Source organism: Achromobacter aloeverae (assembly GCF_004121055.1).
Taxonomy (GTDB): Bacteria; Pseudomonadota; Gammaproteobacteria; order Burkholderiales; family Burkholderiaceae_B; genus Bordetella_C; species Bordetella_C aloeverae.
Genome location: NZ_PYAL01000007.1, coordinates 148,554 through 168,822, shown reverse-complemented (window position 1 = coordinate 168,822; position 20,269 = coordinate 148,554). Strand labels below are relative to the sequence as shown.

Annotated in this window: 21 protein-coding genes; 13 read left to right on the top strand and 8 right to left on the bottom strand. The window is 67.6% G+C overall.

All coding sequences use genetic code 11. From position 1 onward, the window contains the following. Nucleotides 1-79 precede the first annotated feature (79 nt). Nucleotides 80-475, top strand: coding sequence for a hypothetical protein (locus C7R54_RS22200; RefSeq protein ID WP_129153143.1), 396 nt, complete (start codon nucleotides 80-82; stop codon nucleotides 473-475). On the opposite strand, the gene C7R54_RS22195 is transcribed toward C7R54_RS22200, so the two are convergent. After that, nucleotides 462-1,388, bottom strand: a complete 927-nt coding sequence (locus tag C7R54_RS22195) for a LysR family transcriptional regulator (protein ID WP_129152634.1) — start codon at nucleotides 1,386-1,388, stop codon at nucleotides 462-464. The genes C7R54_RS22200 and C7R54_RS22195 overlap by 14 nt on opposite strands. Before the next feature lie 106 nt (nucleotides 1,389-1,494). Here C7R54_RS22195 and C7R54_RS22190 point away from each other — a divergent pair, with 106 nt between their 5' ends. Then, the gene (locus tag C7R54_RS22190; RefSeq protein WP_129152632.1) at nucleotides 1,495-2,118 is read left to right on the top strand and encodes an RraA family protein; all 624 of its coding nucleotides are present in this window, start codon (nucleotides 1,495-1,497) and stop codon (nucleotides 2,116-2,118) included. Between the two features lie 218 nt (nucleotides 2,119-2,336). After that, nucleotides 2,337-3,326, top strand: a complete 990-nt coding sequence (locus C7R54_RS22185; RefSeq protein ID WP_129152630.1) for a Bug family tripartite tricarboxylate transporter substrate binding protein — start codon at nucleotides 2,337-2,339, stop codon at nucleotides 3,324-3,326. Nucleotides 3,327-3,419: 93 nt separating this feature from the next. On the opposite strand, the gene C7R54_RS22180 is transcribed toward C7R54_RS22185, so the two are convergent. Continuing rightward, complete coding sequence (locus C7R54_RS22180; RefSeq protein ID WP_129152628.1) at nucleotides 3,420-4,220, bottom strand: IclR family transcriptional regulator; 801 nt, start codon at nucleotides 4,218-4,220, stop codon at nucleotides 3,420-3,422. 99 nt (nucleotides 4,221-4,319) lie between these two features. On the opposite strand from C7R54_RS22180, the gene C7R54_RS22175 reads away from it, so the two are divergent. From C7R54_RS22175 to C7R54_RS22165, 3 genes are all read left to right on the top strand, one after another. Then, complete coding sequence (locus C7R54_RS22175; protein ID WP_377813069.1) at nucleotides 4,320-5,318, top strand: tripartite tricarboxylate transporter substrate binding protein; 999 nt, start codon at nucleotides 4,320-4,322, stop codon at nucleotides 5,316-5,318. Nucleotides 5,319-5,391: 73 nt separating this feature from the next. Next, on the top strand, nucleotides 5,392-6,921 hold the full coding sequence (locus tag C7R54_RS22170; protein ID WP_129152626.1) for a class I adenylate-forming enzyme family protein: 1,530 nt from the start codon (nucleotides 5,392-5,394) through the stop codon (nucleotides 6,919-6,921). A gap of 122 nt (nucleotides 6,922-7,043) precedes the next feature. Beyond that, the gene (locus C7R54_RS22165; RefSeq protein WP_240039679.1) at nucleotides 7,044-7,778 is read left to right on the top strand and encodes a citryl-CoA lyase; all 735 of its coding nucleotides are present in this window, start codon (nucleotides 7,044-7,046) and stop codon (nucleotides 7,776-7,778) included. A gap of 24 nt (nucleotides 7,779-7,802) precedes the next feature. Here C7R54_RS22165 and C7R54_RS22160 read toward each other — a convergent pair whose 3' ends face one another. Next, nucleotides 7,803-8,276 (bottom strand): hypothetical protein, encoded by a 474-nt coding sequence (locus C7R54_RS22160; protein WP_129152622.1) that lies wholly within the window; start codon nucleotides 8,274-8,276, stop codon nucleotides 7,803-7,805. Nucleotides 8,277-8,549: 273 nt separating this feature from the next. Between C7R54_RS22160 and C7R54_RS22155 the strand changes: the two genes are divergently transcribed. The 5 genes from C7R54_RS22155 (at nucleotide 8,550) to C7R54_RS22135 (ending at nucleotide 13,728) form a co-directional block, all read left to right on the top strand. Then, complete coding sequence (locus C7R54_RS22155) at nucleotides 8,550-9,278, top strand: antibiotic biosynthesis monooxygenase family protein (protein WP_129152620.1); 729 nt, start codon at nucleotides 8,550-8,552, stop codon at nucleotides 9,276-9,278. 127 nt (nucleotides 9,279-9,405) lie between these two features. After that, on the top strand, nucleotides 9,406-10,476 hold the full coding sequence (locus C7R54_RS22150) for an ROK family protein (RefSeq protein WP_158021259.1): 1,071 nt from the start codon (nucleotides 9,406-9,408) through the stop codon (nucleotides 10,474-10,476). A 271-nt stretch (nucleotides 10,477-10,747) separates the two neighbouring features. After that, complete coding sequence (locus C7R54_RS22145) at nucleotides 10,748-11,722, top strand: Bug family tripartite tricarboxylate transporter substrate binding protein (protein WP_192903721.1); 975 nt, start codon at nucleotides 10,748-10,750, stop codon at nucleotides 11,720-11,722. Between the two features lie 49 nt (nucleotides 11,723-11,771). Next, nucleotides 11,772-12,833, top strand: coding sequence for a LysR substrate-binding domain-containing protein (locus C7R54_RS22140; RefSeq protein ID WP_129152614.1), 1,062 nt, complete (start codon nucleotides 11,772-11,774; stop codon nucleotides 12,831-12,833). Nucleotides 12,834-12,921: 88 nt separating this feature from the next. Further along, nucleotides 12,922-13,728, top strand: coding sequence for an aspartate dehydrogenase (locus tag C7R54_RS22135; protein WP_129152612.1), 807 nt, complete (start codon nucleotides 12,922-12,924; stop codon nucleotides 13,726-13,728). 30 nt (nucleotides 13,729-13,758) lie between these two features. Here the strand turns inward: C7R54_RS22135 and C7R54_RS22130 are convergent, their stop codons facing one another. Next, a complete protein-coding gene (locus tag C7R54_RS22130; RefSeq protein ID WP_129152610.1) occupies nucleotides 13,759-14,079 on the bottom strand; it encodes a thioredoxin family protein in 321 nt (106 codons plus the stop codon). Between the two features lie 315 nt (nucleotides 14,080-14,394). Here C7R54_RS22130 and C7R54_RS22125 point away from each other — a divergent pair, with 315 nt between their 5' ends. Further along, nucleotides 14,395-15,177, top strand: a complete 783-nt coding sequence (locus C7R54_RS22125; protein ID WP_240039666.1) for a class I SAM-dependent methyltransferase — start codon at nucleotides 14,395-14,397, stop codon at nucleotides 15,175-15,177. Between the two features lie 64 nt (nucleotides 15,178-15,241). On the opposite strand, the gene C7R54_RS22120 is transcribed toward C7R54_RS22125, so the two are convergent. The 3 genes from C7R54_RS22120 to C7R54_RS22110 form a co-directional block, all read right to left on the bottom strand. Continuing rightward, nucleotides 15,242-15,640 carry a hypothetical protein gene (locus C7R54_RS22120; protein ID WP_129152607.1) on the bottom strand — a complete coding sequence of 133 codons (399 nt, stop codon included), beginning with the start codon at nucleotides 15,638-15,640 and terminating at the stop codon, nucleotides 15,242-15,244. 151 nt (nucleotides 15,641-15,791) lie between these two features. Continuing rightward, nucleotides 15,792-17,420, bottom strand: a complete 1,629-nt coding sequence (locus C7R54_RS22115) for a methyl-accepting chemotaxis protein (protein WP_129152605.1) — start codon at nucleotides 17,418-17,420, stop codon at nucleotides 15,792-15,794. 240 nt (nucleotides 17,421-17,660) lie between these two features. Further along, a complete protein-coding gene (locus C7R54_RS22110) occupies nucleotides 17,661-18,617 on the bottom strand; it encodes a tripartite tricarboxylate transporter substrate binding protein (RefSeq protein ID WP_129153141.1) in 957 nt (318 codons plus the stop codon). A 418-nt stretch (nucleotides 18,618-19,035) separates the two neighbouring features. On the opposite strand from C7R54_RS22110, the gene C7R54_RS22105 reads away from it, so the two are divergent. Next, entirely contained in the window at nucleotides 19,036-19,497 is a 462-nt protein-coding gene (locus C7R54_RS22105) for an Lrp/AsnC family transcriptional regulator (protein WP_129152604.1), read from the top strand. Nucleotides 19,498-19,534: 37 nt separating this feature from the next. Here the strand turns inward: C7R54_RS22105 and C7R54_RS22100 are convergent, their stop codons facing one another. Next, nucleotides 19,535-20,089 carry a cysteine dioxygenase family protein gene (locus C7R54_RS22100; protein ID WP_129152602.1) on the bottom strand — a complete coding sequence of 185 codons (555 nt, stop codon included), beginning with the start codon at nucleotides 20,087-20,089 and terminating at the stop codon, nucleotides 19,535-19,537. Nucleotides 20,090-20,269 lie beyond the last annotated feature (180 nt).

Below are 20,269 nucleotides of genomic sequence, written 5' to 3'. Positions count from 1 at the left end.
GTGTGTCGCGGCCAAGTGCGTAGCGGGGACGGATTCCTCTCCGTTATCATCGTCGCCTTATGGAGACGATGTGGATACGATGACCATCCCGCTACGACAGGAATGCCCTCCGGGCGCCTGTGATTGCCGGCGCGAGATTCTCTTGCAGGATCCCGCCGGCGACCGTCGCGTGCTGATGTTGAACAAGCAGGAAGAAAAGCGCCTGCTCGAGCGCATCGAGGCCGTTGCCAGTCTCGCGGACCTGCGCCACATGGAAAGGAAGCTGTTCCAGTTGCTCGGCATCACCCTGCGCATTGAACCGGGGCCCTTCGAAGTGCGCACGGTGCGCGGCTTCATCATCAAGGTGGACGAGCAGGTGGGGTTGTGCCGCCAGGTCCGCTCCTCGATCCCGGCCGCCGTGCGGCGCTGCCTGGAACGCCATCCCGAGATCTCCTATGCGCTGCTGAACGAGCGCGACCTGTTCAACGGGCTTTGACCGCCGGCGTGCCGTCGCGGCGCGCGTCCGTCCGGTCCGTACGGTCCGTCCGCAGCGCCACTTGCTGCAACGCCCGCAGCGGGCCGCTGCCGGGTCCGGTGCGCGTCACCAGGTAGTAGGGCAGGCGCGGCCAGGGCAGGGGACCGGCCACCGCGCGCAGGCGGCCGCTGTCCAGGTGCGCGCGGTAGTAGTCCATGGGCAACAGCGCGATGCCCAGGCCCGCCAGCACCAGTTCGCTGATCGCCACCAGGCTGTTGCTGGCCAGCACGCGCTGCATGCTCAGGCCGTTGACCCGGGCCCAGCTGTCGAACACCTCGGTCAACCCGGATCCGCCCGATTGCGCGAACACGGGCAGGCGCGCCAGCGCTTCGCGGGTGAGCACGCCGGTAGGAACGACTTCGGGCGCGGCCATCATGGAGAAGGCGACCTCGGTCAGCTTCATGGACGTGAACTCCGGGCCGGACAATTGCCGCGGCATGACGGCCATTTCGATTTCGCCCGCGCGCAGGCGGGCGGCCAGCGCCGCCGATACGTCCACATAGGGTTCCAGCGTCACGTCCGGATATTCGCGCCGCATGTCCGCCACCCAGCTGGGCAGCCAGGCGCCGGCCACGACCTCCGTGACGCCGAAGGACACCAGGCCCGCGGGCGTCGCGTCGGCGCCGGTGCGGGTGTACATCTGCTCGCGCAGCTCCAGCATGCGTTCGGCGGTTTCCAGCGCCGCCCGGCCGGCGTCGGTCAGCGCGGGGCGGTAGGCGGAACGGTCGAACAGCGATGTCTTCAACTCCTCTTCCAGTTCGCCGATGCGCTTGGACAGCGCGGACTGCGTCATGCACAGCTTGGCGGCGGCGCGCGAGAAGCTGGACAAGCGGGCGGCCCAGAAGAAGGCTTCGATCTGCTTGAGGGTCAACATGGTGCGAAAAATTCATGGAGAAGCTTGCAAATTTATCGCTTTTTTTCTTTATCCGCGTTGATTAGGATCCGGCCTCACAGAATCACCATCAATAATCGGAGATAGCATGTCCGCAGCCGGCGCCCCCAGCCCAGCCTTGTTCGAAGGCCTCGCCACGTCACTCATCAGCGACTGCATGCAGCGCATTGCCGGCACCCATGGCCTGGACGCGCGCCATGGCGACGCGCCCCTGCTGGGCACGGCGTACACGGTGCGGGTGCGGCAGGGCGACAACCTCCATATCCATGAGGCCCTGCGCCACCTGCGGCCCGGCGACGTGCTGGTGGTGGATGGCGGCGGCTCGGTGGAGCGCGCCCTGGTCGGCGAGATCATGATGCAGGTGGCCCGCAAGCGCGGCTGCGCCGGCTTCGTCATCGACGGCGCCATCCGCGATCAAGCGGCCTTCCGACGCGATGCCTTTCCGTGCTTCGCGGCCGGCGTCACGCATCGTGGACCGTACAAGAACGGTCCGGGCGAGACCCGCTGCGCCGTAACGATAGGCGGCGTGGTGGTCCAACATGGCGACATCGTCGTGGGCGACGAGGACGGCGTGGTGTTCGTGCCGCCGGCCCAGGCCGCCGCCGTGGCCCAGGCCGCGCGCGCCAAGCTGGCCGACGAGACGCGCACGCTGGCCGACATCGCCGCCGGGACCTATGACGACAGCTGGGTGGACGCGGCGCTGGGACGCTGAGCATCTCGCTCCCGGGCGCGCCTGGGGCCGGTCCGTTTGCCGGCCCGCCCTGTTGCAAGGCCTGTCGCGGCTTATTGCAAGGCCTGGTGCAAGGCCTATTGCAAGGCCCGTTGCAAGGCCCGTTGCAAGCCCTGTTGCAAGCCCTATCGCAAGACCCGAAACGGGACCTGGGGTCGCGAACATGTCCCGAACATAATTCATTGAACTGGAGACTTTCCATGCGTTTGCTTTCCCTGTTGCGCACTTCCGGCGCCGCGGCCTGCGCCGCCGCCGCCTTGCTGGTCGCGCATGCCCCGGCCGCCATGGCAGCCGGCTATCCCGAGCGTCCCATACGCCTGGTGGTGCCATGGCCTCCCGGCGGCGCCACCGACGCGCTGGGCCGCATCCTTGCGCAGCAATTGGGTACCCGCCTGAAGCAGACGGTCATCGTCGACAACAAGGCCGGCGCCGGCGGCAATATCGGCACCGCGTCCTTCGTGCGCGAGGCGGCCGATGGCTACACGCTGCTCATGGCCACCAGCTCGACCAATGCCGCGAACCCGCATCTGTACAGCCACCTTGGCTTCGACGCGCGGAAGGACTTCGCGCCCGTGGCCTTCGTTGCCTCCATCCCCAACATCCTGGAAGTGCCGAAGAAGTCGCCCTTCAAGACGGCGCAGGAAATGCTGGCCTACGCCAAGGCCAATCCGGGCAAGCTGAACTATGGTTCGGGCGGCATCGGGTCGTCGCAGCACCTGGCCGGCTCGATGTTGAATCATGCCGCTGGCGTGAATATCGTGCACATCCCCTACAAGGGCAGCGGCCCGGCGGTTTCCGACCTGCTGGCCGGCCAGGTCGACATGATGCTCGATACCGGATCGCTGGCGCAGGTCAAGGCCGGCGCGCTGCGCGGGCTGGCGGTGGCTTCGCGCAATCGCCTGCCGGAACTGCCCGACGTGCCCACGTTCGACGAAGTCGGCGTCAAGGACATGTATGCGTCGGCCTGGTATGGCGTGGTGGCGCCCGCCGGTACGCCGGCCGACATCGTCGACAAGCTGAACCATGAAATCAATGCGATCCTGGCCGAGCCGGAGGTTCGCAAGACCCTGACGGCGATGGGCGCGGAACTCGCCGAGCCCCGCACGCCGGCCCAGTTCAGCCAGTTCATGCAGTCCGAGATCGGTCGCTACAAGACCATCGTCGAACAATCCGGCGCCAAGCTGGATTGATGATGGCGAGGCCGGCGTCCATGCCGGCCTGCTCAGGCGCGGTGTCCATCATCACCGCGTCCATTACCGCCGCGTCCGCTACCGCCGCGTCGATTACCGCCGCGTCAGTTCCGCGCGCAGGACCTCGGCGATCGTCCGTTGGCGGGCGGCGGGCATGCGGTCGATCAAGGTCGACAGGCTGATCGCCAGTCGCGGATAGCCTTCGGCATCGCACCAGGCCATGCCTACGCCCAGCGCGCCCGGCACCGCGGTATTGCCGATGACGGACCAGCCGCGGTCGCGCGTGCTTTCCACCAGCCGCCGGATATGCGTTGCCGTCAGGCCGCCATAGGTGCGGCACGCGGTTTCATTGCGGGCAATGATGTCGGCCGCTTCCGCCGGCGGCAGCGCGGCGAGCAGGGCCAGGCCGGCGGCACCCACCCCCAGCGGCTGGCGATGGCCCACGGTGACCGTCAGCACCTGGACGGGGTAGTTGCCAATTTCCCTGTGCAGGCACAGCGAATCGTCGCCCGCGCGGCAGATCAGGAATACCGAATCGCCGATGGCGTCGCTGATGCGGCGCATCGCCGGCCGCCAGCGGCGTATCGCCTGTTCATGCGGGTCGCCGCTGTCGGCGTCCGTTTGCAGCACGCGATAGCGCGGCTTGTCCCCGTCGCGCAGCGCATAGCCTTCGTCGACCAGGACGTCCAGGAAACGATACACGGTGGACCGCTGCATGCCGGTCTGCTCGGCGATTTCAGTCACGTGCAGGCCGGCGCTGCCGGCCCGGCGCAGCGCGCCCAGGATATGCAGGCCCCGCCTTAACGTGCGGGGACCACCGTCGCGCTCGCGTGGCGCGTCGTCCGCCACGGGCGCGCCTTGCCGTCGCGCCAGCGTCTTTGTCAGGTTGTTCATTTTTTGGACAAGCGGCCTTTGATTGCCTTCCTCCGGCAAGCATCATAGACGCCGACAGACATGGCGTTGTCCAAAATTTAGACAAATATACGGAGACAGATGATGACCTTCACACGCTGCGCGCGTGCGCTGACGGCTTACGCGCTGGCCGCCGCGACCACGCTGGGCGCCCTGGGCACCGCCCGGGCCCAGGGCGATTACCCCAACCACCCCGTGACCCTCGTGGTCGGCTACGCCGCCGGCGGCGCCACCGACATCGTGGCGCGCCTGCTGGCCAAGTCGCTGTCGCAGGCCTTCGGCCAGACCTTCCTGGTCGAGAACCGCACCGGCGCGAACAGCAACATCGGCGCGGAGGCCGTGGCGCGCGCCACGCCGGACGGCTACACCCTCTACGTCGGCTCGATCGCCAACACGATCAACATGACGCTCTACAGCAAGCTCAACTACGACGTGAACAAGGACCTGGCGCCCATAGGCATGATGGCCTCGGTGCCCAACATCCTGGTGGTCAACCCCAAGGTGCCGGTGCATGACGTCAAGGAGTACATCGCCTACGCCAAGGCGCATCCCGGCAAGCTGACCTGCGCATCGTCGGGCAGCGGCTCGTCCATCCACCTCTCGTGCGAGTTGTTCAAGATGCAGACCGGCACGGACATCCTGCACGTGCCTTATCGCGGCAGCGGTCCCGCGGTCGCGGACCTGCTGGGCGGGCAGGTCGATTCGATGTTCGACAACATGCCTTCCTCGCTGCCCCACGTGCGCGCCGGCAAGTTGCGCGCATTGGGCGTGACGTCGCGGCAGCGGGTGGGTTTCGCGCCGGACGTGCCGACGCTGGCGGAATCCGGCTTGCCCGATTTCTCGGTGGAATCGTGGTTCGGCCTGATGGCGCCCGCCCGCACGCCGCCGGCGGTGATCGAGCGCCTGAACGCGGCCCTGAACAAGGCATTGAAGGATCCGGAACTGCGCGCGACCTATGAGAAGAGCGGCTTCGTGCCGCCGGCCGACGACAACTCGCCCAAGGCCTTCGGCGCCTTCGTCGCGGCCGAGACCGTGAAGTGGGCCAAGGTGGTGAAGACGGCCGACCTGAAGGCGGAATAGGGCCGCGCAGGGCGGTTCGTTCGCACACCGGCGGTGCGGCACGAGCAGTCATTTGTCATACGAGGAGTTCCAGGTGTACCCCATAGATTTCTTTTTCCGCGCCGCGCAGCGCTATCCCGGCAATACGGCGCTGGATGGTCCGGCCGGCGTCGTCACCTACGCCGACCTGGCCGCTCGCGTGCGGGCGCTGGCCGCCGCCATGCAGGGCCTTGATCCGGCGCCGGGAACGCGCGTCGCGATCTGCGCGGGCAACACGGTCGAACACGTCCTGGCGCTATTGGCGACGCTGGCGGCCGGCAAGACCTGGGTGCCGCTGAACTACCGCAGCACGCCCATGGAGATAGGCCGCATCCTGGCGGCGACGGAACCTTCCATCGTCGTCATCGACGCCGCCGGCGCGCCCTTGGTGGACGGCGCATGCGCGGCGCATCGCATCCGGCTGGACGCGGAAGCGGACGCGGCGCCCCCGGGCGCCTCCGCATACGACCTGCCCGCCTTGCTGGACCGCTACGCGGGCGCCGCCCCGGTCGCCTACCCCATGGACCGCGAAGCCATCCAGGCCATCAAGTTCACCGGCGGCACCACCGGCCTGCCCAAGGGCGTCATGCAACCGGCGCGCGCCTGGAATGCAGGCATCATCAACCAGGTCCACGGCTGGAGCCTGGGGCCGGAGGACCGCTACGTGGTGGCCGCGCCCATCACCCACGGCACGGGAACCTATATCCTGCCCCTGCTCGCGCAGGGCGGCGCCCTGTTGCTGGTCGGCGCGTCCAGTCCGGCCACCATCACCGCGGCTTTTCGCGAGCGCGGCGGCACGCTCAGCTTCATGCCGCCCACCCTGATCTACATGATCATGGCGCAAGAGGGCGTGACGAGGGCGGACTTCCCCAGGCTGCGTCATCTCATCTACGGCGGCGCGCCCATGCCGGTTGGCAAGTTCGAGCAGGCCCGCGCCTTTTTCGGCCCCGTGCTCGGCACCACCTACGGACAGACGGAAGCGCCGCAGATCGTGACGTTGATGCGTCCGGCCGATTTCGAAGACGCGGCGAATCTCGGCTCGGTCGGCCGCGTGACGTGGTTGTCGGACCTTGCCATCCTGGACGCCGATGGCCGCCCCTGCGCCGCCGGCGAGATCGGCGAGGTGGCCGTGCGCGGCGACCTGGTGATGGCCGGCTACTGGCGCTTGCCGGAGAAGACGGCCGAGACCGTCGTCGATGGCTGGTTGCGCACCGGCGATACCGGGCTGGTGGACGAACGCGGCTATCTGTTCCTCAAGGATCGCCTGCGCGACGTCGTCATCACGGGTGGCTTCAACGTCTATCCCGTCGACGTCGAGAACGCGCTGATTTCGCACCCCGATGTCTACGAGTGCACGGTGTTCGGCGTGCCGGACGACAAATGGGGCGAGGCCGTGCATGCCGCCGTCCAGCCGAATGCCGGCGTCGCCATCGACATCGAGGCGCTCAAGCTGCATGTACGCGGGTTGCTGGGGCCGGTCCATACGCCCAAGCACATACATATCTACCAGAGCCTGCCGCGGTCGTCGGTGGGCAAGGTGCTGAAGAACGCGGTGCGTGACGCCGCCCTGAAGGAGATCGCATGAGCACCCCCTCGAATCCCGCGCAAGCCGTCCCTGGCGGCAATGGCGCCGCCAAGGTCGATACCAGGGTCGATGCCAAGGGCGACACGCCCGTGACGCGCCTGTGCGCCCATCACCTCACCGGCATGTTCTACCGCGACGCCGACCTGGTCGAGGACCTGATCGGCAAGGCCACCTTCACCGAAGTGATGTTCATGCAGATCACGGGGCGCAAGGCGCGGCCGGTCGACCTGCGCATCGTCGACGCCGTGCTGGTCACGCTGATGGAGCATGGCCTCACGCCCAGCGCCATCGCCACCCGCCTGGTCTACATGAGCGCGCCGGAGAACCTGCAGGGCGCGGTGGCGTCGGGCTTGCTGGCGGTCGGCAGCTCCTTCGTCGGCACCATGGAGAACTGCTCGCGCCTGCTGGACCGCATCGGGAGCGCCGCCGATCCGCGCGCCGAGGCATTGGACATCGCGCGCACGTTGCGCGCGGAGCGGCGCCCCATGCCGGGCTTCGGCCATCACCTGCACAAGCCCGACGACCCGCGCGCGATCAAGCTGCTGGCGCTGGCCGAGGCGGAACCGGAGCTGGCGGGCACGTCGTTGCGGGCGCTTCGCAGCCTGGCGGCGGCGGTCGACGAGGTGGCGGGGCGCCACATCACCATCAATGCCACGGGCGCGGTGGCGGCCTTGCTGGGGGAGCTGGGCATACCCACCGCGCTGATGCGCGGCTTCGCGGTGATCTCGCGCGCGGCCGGGCTGGTCGCGCACGTCGCCGAGGAACAGGAGAGCCCGTCCGGGCGCTTCATCTGGGACACCATCGACAAGGCCATCCCCTACGTGGGCGAGGGCAGGCCGCCCCGGGCGCAGGAGTAAAACCCGCTGCGGGCGCGGGGGCTCCTAGGCGGACGGCAGGCGAGGTGGCTGGCCGCCACCCTCGGGCGGCGGAGGCGAGCCGGGTGGCGCTCCACCGGGCGGCGTCCCGCTCGACGGCGGTTTCCGGCCGCTCCAGTCGCGGCCTGCCAGCCAGTGCAGCAGCAGCGCCAGCACCAGCAGCAAGGCCATGATCACCCCCCAGGTGAACCAGCCCAGCACCGTCAGCCAGCCGGACAGGCCGTTCAGGATGGGCAGGGCATGGTTGATGTGGTTCAGCGCGTCGGCGATGCTCGCCTGCAAGGCATGCACCCAGTTGGCGTCGACCCAGGGCGGCATCCAGTCGGGCGGCGGCGCGGCCGTCGGCGGCGCTGTAGGAACAGGCACCTGCACGTCGCCTATGCTGCCCAGCAGCCAGCGCACCAGCTTCAGGGCCATCGCCACGATGCCGGTCCAGATAATGGCCAGCAGTCCGAAGATCATCCAGATGATCGTTTTCATCCGCGCCTGTTCCTGTCTGTCTTGTCCGGGCGGCCGGTCCATGCCGCGCGCGCCGACCCGAACGCTAACCGTCCGCCGCCAAGCTGGCAGGCGGCGCGTCGATTATCGCCGCTGGCCGATGGCGACGCGTGTGCGTAAAAAGTAAAAAGAAACCACAAGCGCCGAAGTTGCCGCTATAGTCGGAATTCGGGCTAACTTTCCATTCCTTTCTTTTCATTGCAATTGGCTTTCTAGTCACCCTGGTTTCCAGTCACCCCGGCGTTGGAGACAGTCATGTACTCGGTGCTCTTCGAAGTCCAGCCCAAGCAGGAACGCTACGCGGATTACCTGCGCCTGGCCAGCACCCTCAAGCCGCGGGTCGACCGGCGCGTCGATGGCCTGATCGACAACGAGCGTTTCGAGGACACCCGGCGCCCTGGGTGGCTGCTGTCCCATTCCCTCTGGCGCGACGAAAAGGCCGTCACGCGCTGGCAGGCCACGGTGGAGCACCATGCGGCACAGGCGCACGGCCGGGCCGCCATCTTCGCCAACTATCACGTCCGCGTCGGCGACGTCTGCTACGACAGCCATCCGCCGTCGCGCGCGGCAATTCCCTTCCAGGACCGCGCCGGCCGGCTGGTGCGCGCCGACCCCGCCACCCGCATAGGCCGATGGGCCACCCTGACCGAGCTTGACGGCGGCGAGCAGGCCGCCGACGCGTCGTGGCGCGAGCAGCTTCCGTTGCGGCTTGGCCTGCCGCTGGGCAGCGCCGACCTGCTGGACTACAGCGTGTTCGCCAGCATCTATACGCCGGGCAAGCTGGCCGTGCTGGTCTCGTGGGCCAGCCATGGCGCAGCCGCGGCCTGGCGGCCGCTGCTGGCCGACGCGCCCGCGCCGCGCCACCGCGCCGTGCGGATCGTGCGCGATCACGGCATGCATGATGGCCAGGGCGGACCGGGCGAGCGGCACGCGGAGCCCTCCGGCGCGCCATCGCTCCCCCGCCAGGAGCCATCCGACGGTTAGCGGGGTCGCCGCCAGGCTCGGCCGCCAGCCGGCGACACCAGGCCGCATCGACACCGGGCACGCGGCGTGCTCATCCGCTGCCGACGTGGGCGGCCTTTGCCGCTCCGGCCGCCCAGGAGCGTCTTCCATGCAGAAAAATCCCCTCAGGTTGCCGCATGGCAGCCCCCGGCTGCCTGCCGTGACGATAGCCAGCTACAGCCTGGAATTGCGCGAAGGCAAGGGGTTCGTCGGCGACCGCGCCAGCCGCACCGCCTTTCGCGAAGGCCTGGACCGCTGGCGCAAGCTGTACCGCCGCCTGCTCGCGGAAGACGTGCTGGGCGAAGCGCCAACCGAGGACTTCGGCAAACGCACCATCGATACCTGGCTGCGCGAAGAAGGCGATGCGGCGGCCGTCATCCTGTCGGCGATGGAGGACCACGCGGCGCAGCTCGCGCGCGTCGTCCGGCGCTTCGCGCGCCATGCCTCCTGGCAGGGCGTGCAGCGGGTGGCCATCGGCGGCGGCTTCAAGCAAAGCCTGGCGGGCCGCTACACCATCCGCCGGGCGGACCAGTTGTTGCGCGACGCCAAGGTGGAGATCCGCTTGCGCGCCATGCATCATCATTCCGACGAGGGCGGGCTGATCGGCTGGGTGCATGCAGTGCCGCCCGCGTTGTGGCGTCATTACGATGGCATGCTGGCGGTGGACATCGGCGGCACCAACGTGCGTTGCGGCATCGTCCGCGTGCCTGGCGAGAGCGGTCGCAAGCCGCGCGACCCGGATGCCGCCCGTGTCGGCAGCCTGCGCAAATGGGGGCACGCGGAGGACAAGGAGACGACGCACCGGGAACACCTGGTGCAAGGCATCGCCGATATGCTGACCCGGCTGATCGACAAGGCGGACAGGAAGGGCCTGAACCTGGCGCCGCTGGTGGGCGTCGCCTGCCCTGGCCACATCCATGGCGAGGGCCTGATCACCAGCGGCGCGCAGAACCTGCCGGGCGACTGGGAGCACGAGAACTTCAACCTGCCCCAGAAGTTGATGGAGGTCCTGCCGTCCATCAACGGCATTCCGCCGCATGTGCGCCTGCACAACGACGCCGTGGTCCAGGGATTGTCGGAGCTGCCCTGGATGCGCGACGTCTCCCGGTGGGCGGTGCTGACGATAGGCACCGGCCTGGGCAATGCCAGCTATGTGAACGGCGAGGACCGGGATGACTGAGGGCGGGAGCCGGGGCGGGGGCGAGGCCGCTCCCCGAGGGTTGCGGCGCGGCGCCGGTGGCCATGTGGCAATGCCGCAAATCATCCCGGCTGCCCCGTCCTGGTGCGCCTGAACCAGGTCTGTGCATGAGTTTTACTCGCACCAGTTCGCGCATTTAATCGCTTGCCCGCGGCCTTGCGCCGCTCCTAGACTTCGTCCCATCCGTTTCACTCCATCCCTGGCGCCGCCGCCGGCGAGCCTCTTCCTATTCGGAGTTCTGCAGATGCGTGACGTGCAACGATACAAACTGGGGCTCCTTCTCTCCGCATGCGTGGTGCTCGCGCCGGGCCTGGCGGCAGCGCAAACGGGCGACGACTATCCCTCGCGGCCGATCCGCGCGGTGGTGCCTTTCCCCGCGGGTGGCATCAACGACATCGTGGCCCGTGAAATGTTCAAGACCCTGGGCGACACGCTGAAGGCCAACATCGTCATCGAGAACAAGCCCGGCGCCGGCGGCACCATAGGCACCGTCAGCGCCATCAACAGCCCGGCCGACGGCTACACCATCCTGCTGGGCGCGGCCAGCACCATCGCCGTCGCGCCCAACCTGTACCGCAACGCCGGCTATGCGGCCAAGGACCTGATCGCCGTGGGCGGCATCGCTTCGGTGCCCAGCGTCATCATCGTGTCCGCCAACTCCCCCTACAAGACCTTCGCCAGCCTGGTCGCGGCGGACAAGGCCAAGCCGGGTTCGCTGGACTACGGCTCGGCCGGCTTCGGCACCAGCCACCATATGCAGGCGGAAATGCTCAATATCCGCGCCGGCACGCATTTCCGCCATATTCCCTACAAGGGCGGCGCGCCAGCGACCGTCGACCTGATCGGCGGGCAGATCGCGCTGCTGGTGGACCCGCTGCCCACCACGCTTGGCAACGTCAAGGCCGAGCGCGTGCGGCCGCTGGCCATCACCACCGATGTCCGGTCGTCCACGCTGCCCGATGTGCCGACCTTGAAGGAATTGGGGGTCGACTACAATGCCAGCACCTGGTTCGGCCTGTTCGTGGCCAAGGGCACGCCCGCGCCCGTGGTCGCCAAATTGGCCAAGGCCCTGGCGGCGGCGCAGGCCGATCCCGCGCTACAGAAGGACTTCCGGGCGCGCGGCATCGATCCCTTGCCCATGCCCCAGGCCGCCTTCACGGACTACGTACAGGCCGAGAGCAAGACATGGGCGGATGTGATCCGCGACGCCCACATCGAAATGCAATAGCCGAATGGCAATAACCGAATTGAAATAACCCCGGGGAGTCCATGCGGCCATGGCCGTGACGCGCAATCTGCCGCCTTTGTCGTCGGTACGTTCCTTCGAGGCCGCGGCGCGCCATGGTTCGTTCACGCTGGCCGCCGACGAACTGGCGGTGACCCAGGGCGCGGTCAGCCTGCAGGTGCGCAAACTGGAAGCCTACCTGGGCAAGAAGCTGTTCCTGCGCCACCCGCGCAAGGTCGAGCTCACCGCCGATGGCGCGGTCTATTTCGAAGCGTGCCGGCGGGTGCTGGCGGACCTGGAAAACGCCACCCGCCGCATGCGCAGCCGCGATCGCAATGAACTGCTGATCATCAGCACCATACCCACGATAGGCCAGCTGTGGCTGATGCCCCGGCTGGCGTCGTTTACCGACGCGCACCGGCACATCGAGGTGCGCGTGGTGTCGGATATCCGTCCGCTGGACATGCAGGCCGACGGCATCGACGTCGCCATCCGCGTCGGTCCCCTGGCCGGCCGCCATTACGCCCGCGACCTGCCCGGCATAGACCTGACGCTGGTGCAGCGCTGGGAAGGCGTTTGCGCGGACTACCTGTTCGACGATGTGCTGGTGCCGGTGATGTCGCGCCGGCTGTACGAGCAGGGCGGTCCCATCGACAACCTGGCCGACCTGGTGTCCTTCGAGCTTATCCACACCGCGAGTCGGCCCAATGCCTGGCGGGACTGGCTGCGGGCGCAGGGGGCGGCGCCGCCGCGCCGGCGCGCCAACCTGGAGGTCGGGCATTTCTACATCGCCTTGCGTGCGGCGCAGGAGCACAAGGGCGTGGCCCTGATTCCCGATGTGCTGCTGGATGGCTATCCCGGGCGCGGCGATCTCGTCGTGCCGTTCCGGCCGGCGCGGCCGGTCAAGAGCGCGGGGGAGTACTACCTGCTGATCCAGGGGACGGCGCTGGAACGGCCGGCCATCCAGACTTTCCGCGCCTGGGTGTTGGAGCAGGCGGCCGCCCAGCCGCGCGAGAATTCGCCGGCGCCGGCCTCACCCCCGTCCTGCGCCGCCGGTCCGGCCGCCCCTCCCGAAGGACTCATGAGTATCGATGTGGCTGGCGCGCAAAAATAATCGTTTGCCGCCCGCGTCGGCGCCCGTCTAGGATGGTGTCGCGGCGCGGCGGCGAGCAGCGCCGGCGGTTTTTTCTACAAGGACGTACATGAATCGGATTCGAGTCGGTATTGCAGGCTTTGGCGCCATCGGACAGTCGGTGGCGAGATCATTGGATGCGGGCGTCGTGCCCGGATTGGCGCTGGCGGCCATCGCCGTGCGCGATCCCTTGCGTCACGCGGCGGCGACCTGGCAGGGCCAGGCGCCGCTGTTCACCACCATCGATGGCCTGGAGCCGTTGTGCGACGTGGTGATCGAATGCGCGCCGGCCGCCGTGTTCGGGCAGATCGCAAGGCCCATCCTCGGCACCGGCAAGAAACTGGTGGTGCTCAGTTCGGGCGCCTTGCTCTCGCACCCGGACCTGATCGAGCTGGCGCGCGCCAACGGTGGCCAGATCCTGGTGCCGTCGGGCGCCATCCTGGGCCTGGATGCCTTGACCGCGGCGGCCGAGGGCGTCATTCACTCGGTCACCATGATCACGCGCAAGCCGGTGCGCGGGCTGCTGGGCGCGCCCTACCTGGAAGCGAACAACATCGACCTGTCCGGCATTACCGAGCCGACGCTGGTGTTCCGGGGCACCCCGCGTGACGCGGCGGTCGGCTTTCCGGCCAACCTGAACGTGGCCGTCAGCGTGTCGCTGGCCGGTATCGGTCCGGACCGCACGACCCTGGAGATCTGGGCCGATCCCCAACTGGAACGTAATACGCACCGCGTGGTGGTGGACGCCGATTCAGCGTCGTTCTCGATGGAAATCCAGAACATCCCGTCGGAGAATCCCAAGACGGGCCGGATTACGGCGCAGAGCGTGCTGGCGGTGCTGCGCAAGCTCAGCGGCCCGCTGCGCGTGGGTACCTGAACGGCAGGCGGGACGCACCGCGGCGCGGGCTCACAGCATGGCCAGCGCCTCGCGGATCGCGTCCTCGCCCTGGGGGCGCACCAGGCGGGCGACCTCCTTGCCTTCCCGCAGGAAAATCAGCGTGGGCCACAGCTTGACGGTGAACGAGCGGCCCAGGGGCCGGCCCTTGCCGTCCTCTACCTTGATGTGGCCGACGTGGGGATAAGCCGACAGCGCGCGGGCAATCAGGGGCTGCGCGGCCTGGCAGTGCGGGCACCAGCCGGCGCCGAATTCCAGCAGGGTGGGGGCGCGCAGCGCGTCGACGGCCTCGCGGGTGGGCTCGGCGGGCAGCGCGGGGGCGGCTTCGGACATGGGCGGACGTCTCCTTTCGTGGGGACCGGAGGCCGGTCTCGCGGGTATCGCGGGTATCGCGGGTCGCGGTGGGTCGCGGTGGGTATAGCGGGATAGGCGCATCATCGCACGCCGCATGCCGGCCCGCAGCGCCTGCGCGCATGGCCGGAGACGGATTTAAGCTGGCTGTAGGCGTATGTTCAGCCGGCCGAAAACATCATGGCGATAAAGTTGAGGCTCGTGAAAAGCTTGTGACATCACGCCATCCATCCCATGCTAACGGCTTCCCTGCGCCCCGAATACCGTGCCGGCCCGCGGCGGAAGGAGCGCCTGCCCGTGGAAAATCCTTCCGGTACCGTCCATCACGCCGTCAACGGCTACTCCACCGTCGCCGAAGCCTATGTGCGCGGCCGGCCGGAATACCCGCACGCGTTGACCGACTGGCTGCGCGATGACATCGGGCTGGGTCGGGGCGCGCGGGTCGTGGACCTGGGGGCGGGCACCGGCAAGATGACGCCGCGCCTGCTGGCCACGGGCGCCGACGTGGTAGCCATCGAACCGGTCACGCAATTGCTGGACAGGCTGTCCACCACCTTTCCCCGCGTGGAGGCGCTGACCGGCGCGGCGCAGGCCATTCCACTGGCCGATGGCGAGGTCGACGCCGTGGTGTGCGCCCAGTCCTTCCACTGGTTTGCCGGCCCCGCCGCCTTGTCGGAAATTCATCGCGTGCTCAAGCCGGGCGGCCGCCTGGCCATGATCTGGAACCTGTCCGATACGCGCCTGCCGTGGGTGGCGCGACTGTCCGCCTTGATCAACCGCTACGAGGGCGATGCCCCGCGGGTCCATACCGGGGCCTGGCGCAACGTGTTCCCGTGCCCGGGGTTCGGGCCGCTGGTGGAGCGTCGCTACGAGCATCTGCACGTCGGCAAGCCGGAAGACGTCATCTTCCACCGCGTGCATTCGATCAGCTTCGTCGCGGCCTTGCCGCAGGAGCGCCGCGCGGCCCTGGACCGCGAGCTGCGGCACCTGGTCGACAATGAGCCGACCTTGTCAGGTCGCGACGAAATCGCCGTGCCCTACATCACCGCGGCCATCCACACGCGCAAGCTGCCGGCCTGACGCCGCTGACGCCGCTGACGCCGCTGACGTGGCTGATGTGACCGGCGCCCACGCCCCCGCGCCGTTACTGCCGCGTCTGGGATATCGCTTTCCACTGGCCGTCGGACCGTTGGCAGAACCAGAAACTCCAGTTCTCGTGCGCCGATCCGCGGCTCAATCCCGCATGCAGGTTGCGGCAGGGCATGCCGTTCTGCTGACGCGACCCATTGGTGGAAATCTTCCCGGAGACGGGGTTCTTGCCGCCGGCCGTCGCGCTGTTCCAATCGAGGACCTGGTCGTTCCGCGCATCGTTCAGGACTTGCGCCACGGCCTTGTCGAAGGAATCCCGCTGGTCCTTCTTCAGCGTCCCATAGATCGTGTCGTTGTTGAAGGCGCCGTAGCCCTGGGCGTATCCCCAGGCGGGTAGACAGAGCAGGGTCAGCAAGACCCCTTGTCGCACAAGCCGTCCGGTTGCTGTCTGCATTTCGACCCTCCTGGTGGCAATGTTTTTTCCGAACATACTACTGCATATCGGAAGATTGCAATCCCAGGCAGGCCACGCCGTCTCCGTGTTCCGCAACCGGCCATAAGAGGGGCGCGGCCGGGAAGCCCCGGCCCTCGGCAACCGGCTGCCTTCAAGCCGGCAGGCTCGCCACGGACAGGCGCCGCGCGTCCCGTTCCAGCAAGGGTTCGGCATGCACCGTCGCCTGTCCCACGGTGAACAGGCGCATGGCGTCGGCCAGCACGTCGGCGCGTTCGACCAGCCGTTGCGCGGTGGCCGCGGCCTGTTCGACCAGGGCCGCGTTCTGCTGGGTGGCGCTGTCCAGGTGGGCCACGGCATCGTTGACCTGCCGTATGCCCCTGGCCTGGTTGCCGCTGGCGTCGGCGACCTCGTGGATGACGTCCGCCACGCGGTGCACGGCCTGGTCGATGGCGCGCATCTGGTTGGTGGTGCGTCCGACCAGCTCGGTCCCCGCGGCGATCTGCTGCACGCTGCTGTCGACCACGGTCTTGATCTCGCGCGCGGACGCGGCGCAACGCTGCGCCAGGTTGCGCACCTCGGCCGCCACGACCGCGAAGGATTTGCCGACCTCGCCGGCGCGCGCCGCCTCGACGGCCGCGTTCAAGGCCAGGATATTGGTCTGGAAGGCGATGCCGTCGATCACGCCGGTAATGTCGGAAATGCGCTGCGCGGCGGACGTGATGCCGGCCATGGTCTGCTCGACCTGGGCGGCGATGCGTCCGCCGTCGTCGGCCGCGGCCTGGGCTTCATCGACCAGGCTGAGCACGCGCTGGGTGGCGTCGGCATTGCCTTGCACCGATTGCGTCAGGTCGTCCATGGCGGCGGCGGTCTGCTCCAGCGACGTGGCCTGTTCCTCCGTGCGCTTGGAGAGGTCGATATTGCCCGCGGAAATTTCGTGCGCGGCCTGCATCACGCCGCCGATCTGGTCGCGCACGTCGAATACGATGGCCGAGAGATTGGCCTGCAACTGGTTGAGGGCGCGTTGCACGTCGCCCAGGTCGTCGCGGCGTTCGACTTCCATGTCCGCGGTCAGGTCGCCCGCCGCCATCTGGGACGCGAAGACCGACATCGCGTCCACCGGCGCGGACAGTTGGCGCGACAGCAGGTACGTGCTCAGCAAGCTGCCCAGCAGGCCCGCCCCCCAGCCCAGCCAGAAGGGCTGTGGCGGCAGGCCGCCATAGGCTGCCCAGCCGCCGGCCAGCGTGAGCAGCAGCGTCAGGATATAGCCCATGCCGACGCGGCGTCCCACCGGCTGGCGGCGCAAGCTGGCCAGCCAGCCGCCCAGCCCCGTGCGCACCAGGACGCCTTCGCGCAGGCGCTGGCCGCGCAGGGTCTCTTCACGCATGGACTGGTACAGGGCTTCAGCCTCTTCGACTTCCTCGCGCGACGGGCGGACCCGCACGCTCAGGTAGCCCACTTCGACGCCATGCTCGACCACCGGCGTGACGTTGGCCCGCACCCAGTAATGGTCGCCGTCCTTGCGGCGGTTCTTCACGAGCGCGGTCCAGGGCCGTCCCGCCTGGATGGTGGCCCACATATCGGCGAAGGCGGCACGCGGCATGTCCGGATGACGGATGACGTTGTGCGGCTGGCCTATCAATTCTTCCTTGGTGTAGCCGGAGACGGCGACGAAGGCGGGATTGCAGTAGCGGATATTTCCGGACAGATCGGTGGCGGAGACCAGGTGCAGCTTGTCGGAAAACAGGAACTCCCGCTGCGTAACGGGCAAGTTATTGCGCATGACGGCGTCTCTAGACTGCAGGCGGCCCTGCGCCCACGCGCGCTCGTCCGCCCATTGTTATCGGTCTTCCGACTGTATGACACCACCGGGCCCGGGAATACCCGGTAAAGAGCCGGTATTTGCCGGCTATTCCGCTCTTTTGGGCAGTTTCCCAGGGGCGCGCGGCGGCCGTCCGGGCGACGGCCCTCGGCGCGGCGCCCGCGCCGAGGGCCGGAGTGCGCGCCAGTCCGGCTGGCCGCATCACTCCAGGGTGATATGCGCGTCCGCGATAACCTTGCCCCAGCGGCTGATTTCCGAGTTCACCAATTGCGCCAGTTCCTCCTGCGTGGAGGGTGCGGAAACGGCGCCCTGCGAGGCGATGGTTTCCTTGGTCTTGGGGTCCTGCAGCAAGGCCACGACGTCGTGGTTGATCTTGGCGACGATGGGCGCCGGCGTGCCCGCGCGGGTGAACAGCCCCCACCAGGAGGTGACGTCATAGCCCTTGACGCCGCTTTCGATCATGGTGGGCACGTCGGGCAATTCGGGCGACCGTTGGGGCGAGGTCACCGCGAGGGCGCGCAGCTTGCCGGCCTTGATCAGCGCGATGGCGGCGGGCAGGTTGTCGATGGCCATGGGCACCATGCCGGACATGACGTCGGTCAGGGCCGCGTTGCTGCCCTTGTAGGCGACGTGGGTGATCGGCGTATTCGTCAGTCGCTTGAACAGTTCCGACGACAGGTGGGGCGACGTGCCGGAGCCGGGGCTGGCATAGAAGGCCTTGTCCGGATGGGCCTTGAAATACGCGAGCAGTTCGCCGACCGATTTCGCGGGCACGGCGGGGTTGACGACCAGCACATTGGCCACGGTCGCGATGCGCGAGATGGGCGCGAAATCCTTCACCGGGTCGTAGCCCAGCTTGTCCTTGTACAGGCCGGGATTGATGCCGTGCGTGTTGATAGAACTCATGTAGAGCGTGTAGCCGTCCGGCGCCGCACGCGACGCCAGCTGCGCGCCGATATTGCCGCCCGCCCCCGGGCGGTTCTCGACCACCACCGGCTGGTTCCACATCCTGCCCAGGCCGTTGGCCACCAGCCGGGTGAAGAAATCGGAACTGCCGCCCGGCGGGAACGAGACGATCAGCGTGACGGGCTTGGTGGGATAGCCGGCCGCGGTAGCGGCTGCTTCCTGCGCCTGGGCGCCGACGGTCGCGGTGCCCATGACGACGCCCAACAGGCAGGCCGCGAGGCCGGTGTGTGCGCGATGCTGCATGAATTCTTTCCCCTTGGAGTAGTAAGGTCCGGGTCGCGCGCCGGTGCCATGATGGCGCGCGCGACCTGCCGTGCGTTACGAATGCAAGACGCGCAAGACGCGTGCGTACGAATGCGAGCGCATTTGCAGGAAGCATTATGCGTCGCTTCGGTGGAAATATAGTCGCGCCCGGCGCGGACAAGACAAATCGGACGTGAAAATTTTTTCTATTTATCAGTTATTTCAGGGTTTTCGCTTAGCCGTATATTAAGAAATTTATCAAGAAATGCTATTTTCAGCGCCTTTCCTGTTGTCAGGTTGAATTCGTGCGTGGACAATACCCGACTGTTGCGCGCGTGCCGATGGTGATAACCAGCCCAGGAATATCATGGATGCCATAGACCGGAAGATCATCTCGATCCTGCAGGAGAACGCGGAAACGCCCATCCAGGCCATCGCGGACATGGTCAACCTGTCGACCACGCCCTGTTGGCGCCGCGTGCAGAAACTGAAGGAACTGGGCGTCATCAAGAAGCAGGTAGTGCTGTGCGATTCCGCCATGCTGAACGTCGGCGTGACCGTATTCATCTCGGTGCGCACCAACCAGCACTCGCAAGCCTGGCTCAACAAGTTCGCCAACCACGTCAAGGACATTCCGGAGGTCATCGAGTTCTACCGAATGAGCGGCGATGTCGATTACCTGATCCGCGTGGTCGTGCCCGATATCGCCACCTACGATACGGTGTACAAGAAGCTGATCCGCATCGCGGACCTGCACGATGTCAGTTCCTCGTTCGCGATGGAGCAGATCAAGTACACGACGGCCTTGCCTGTGGACTATTGCGGCTGAGCCTGGCCGGCACAGCCGCGGAGGTCCGCGAGGCGCCTCAGGCCGGCGCCAGTTCGGCGATGCGGTTGACGTGCGTGGACACGCGCGGGCCGTCCACGCCGTAGACATGGATGGATATCGCGGTGTCGGCGCTGTCGTTGCGCAAGCGGTGGATCTGGTCCATGCCCGCGTGGCTGGCGGCGGCATCGCCTTGCGGCCGCTCGACGCTACCGCAAGGCCTCGCGCACTGCGCGGCCGGGTCCCAGGCGAAATGTTCCTCCTGCATCTCGCCCTCCAGGATGAAATAGGCGCACCAGGTGTAATGCCCGTGGATCGGCGTAAGCTGTCCGGGCCGCCATACCAGCGCCACGATGGTGAACAGGCCCTGCGGATGCGCATACAGGACGTGACGGGTATAGCGGTTTTCCTGGCCTTGGCGTTGTTGCGCGCTCAGCAGGCCCGTCGCGGGCAGGTGGTCGCGCAAGATGTCGCACACGGCGCGAGGAAGATGTTCCGCCGGCGTCGCGTCGATGGCGCGCGCGATCGCGGCGCCCACATCGCCCAGGATGGAACGGCCGGCTTGGGAGGCCGGCGCAACGGTGCTGATCAGCATGAGCAGAATTCCTTGATCTCGATGTGGTCATGCTACGCGGGGCGCTGTGGAAAAAAGGCGTCTTATTTGCTTCGCTGGGGGGGGCTGGTGAGCAAGGATTTCTACGCTGCGCGCCATTGGCGGAATGTATTGACCGGCGGCGGCGGGACGGGAGCGGCCGGGCGAACAAACCGGTTCTAA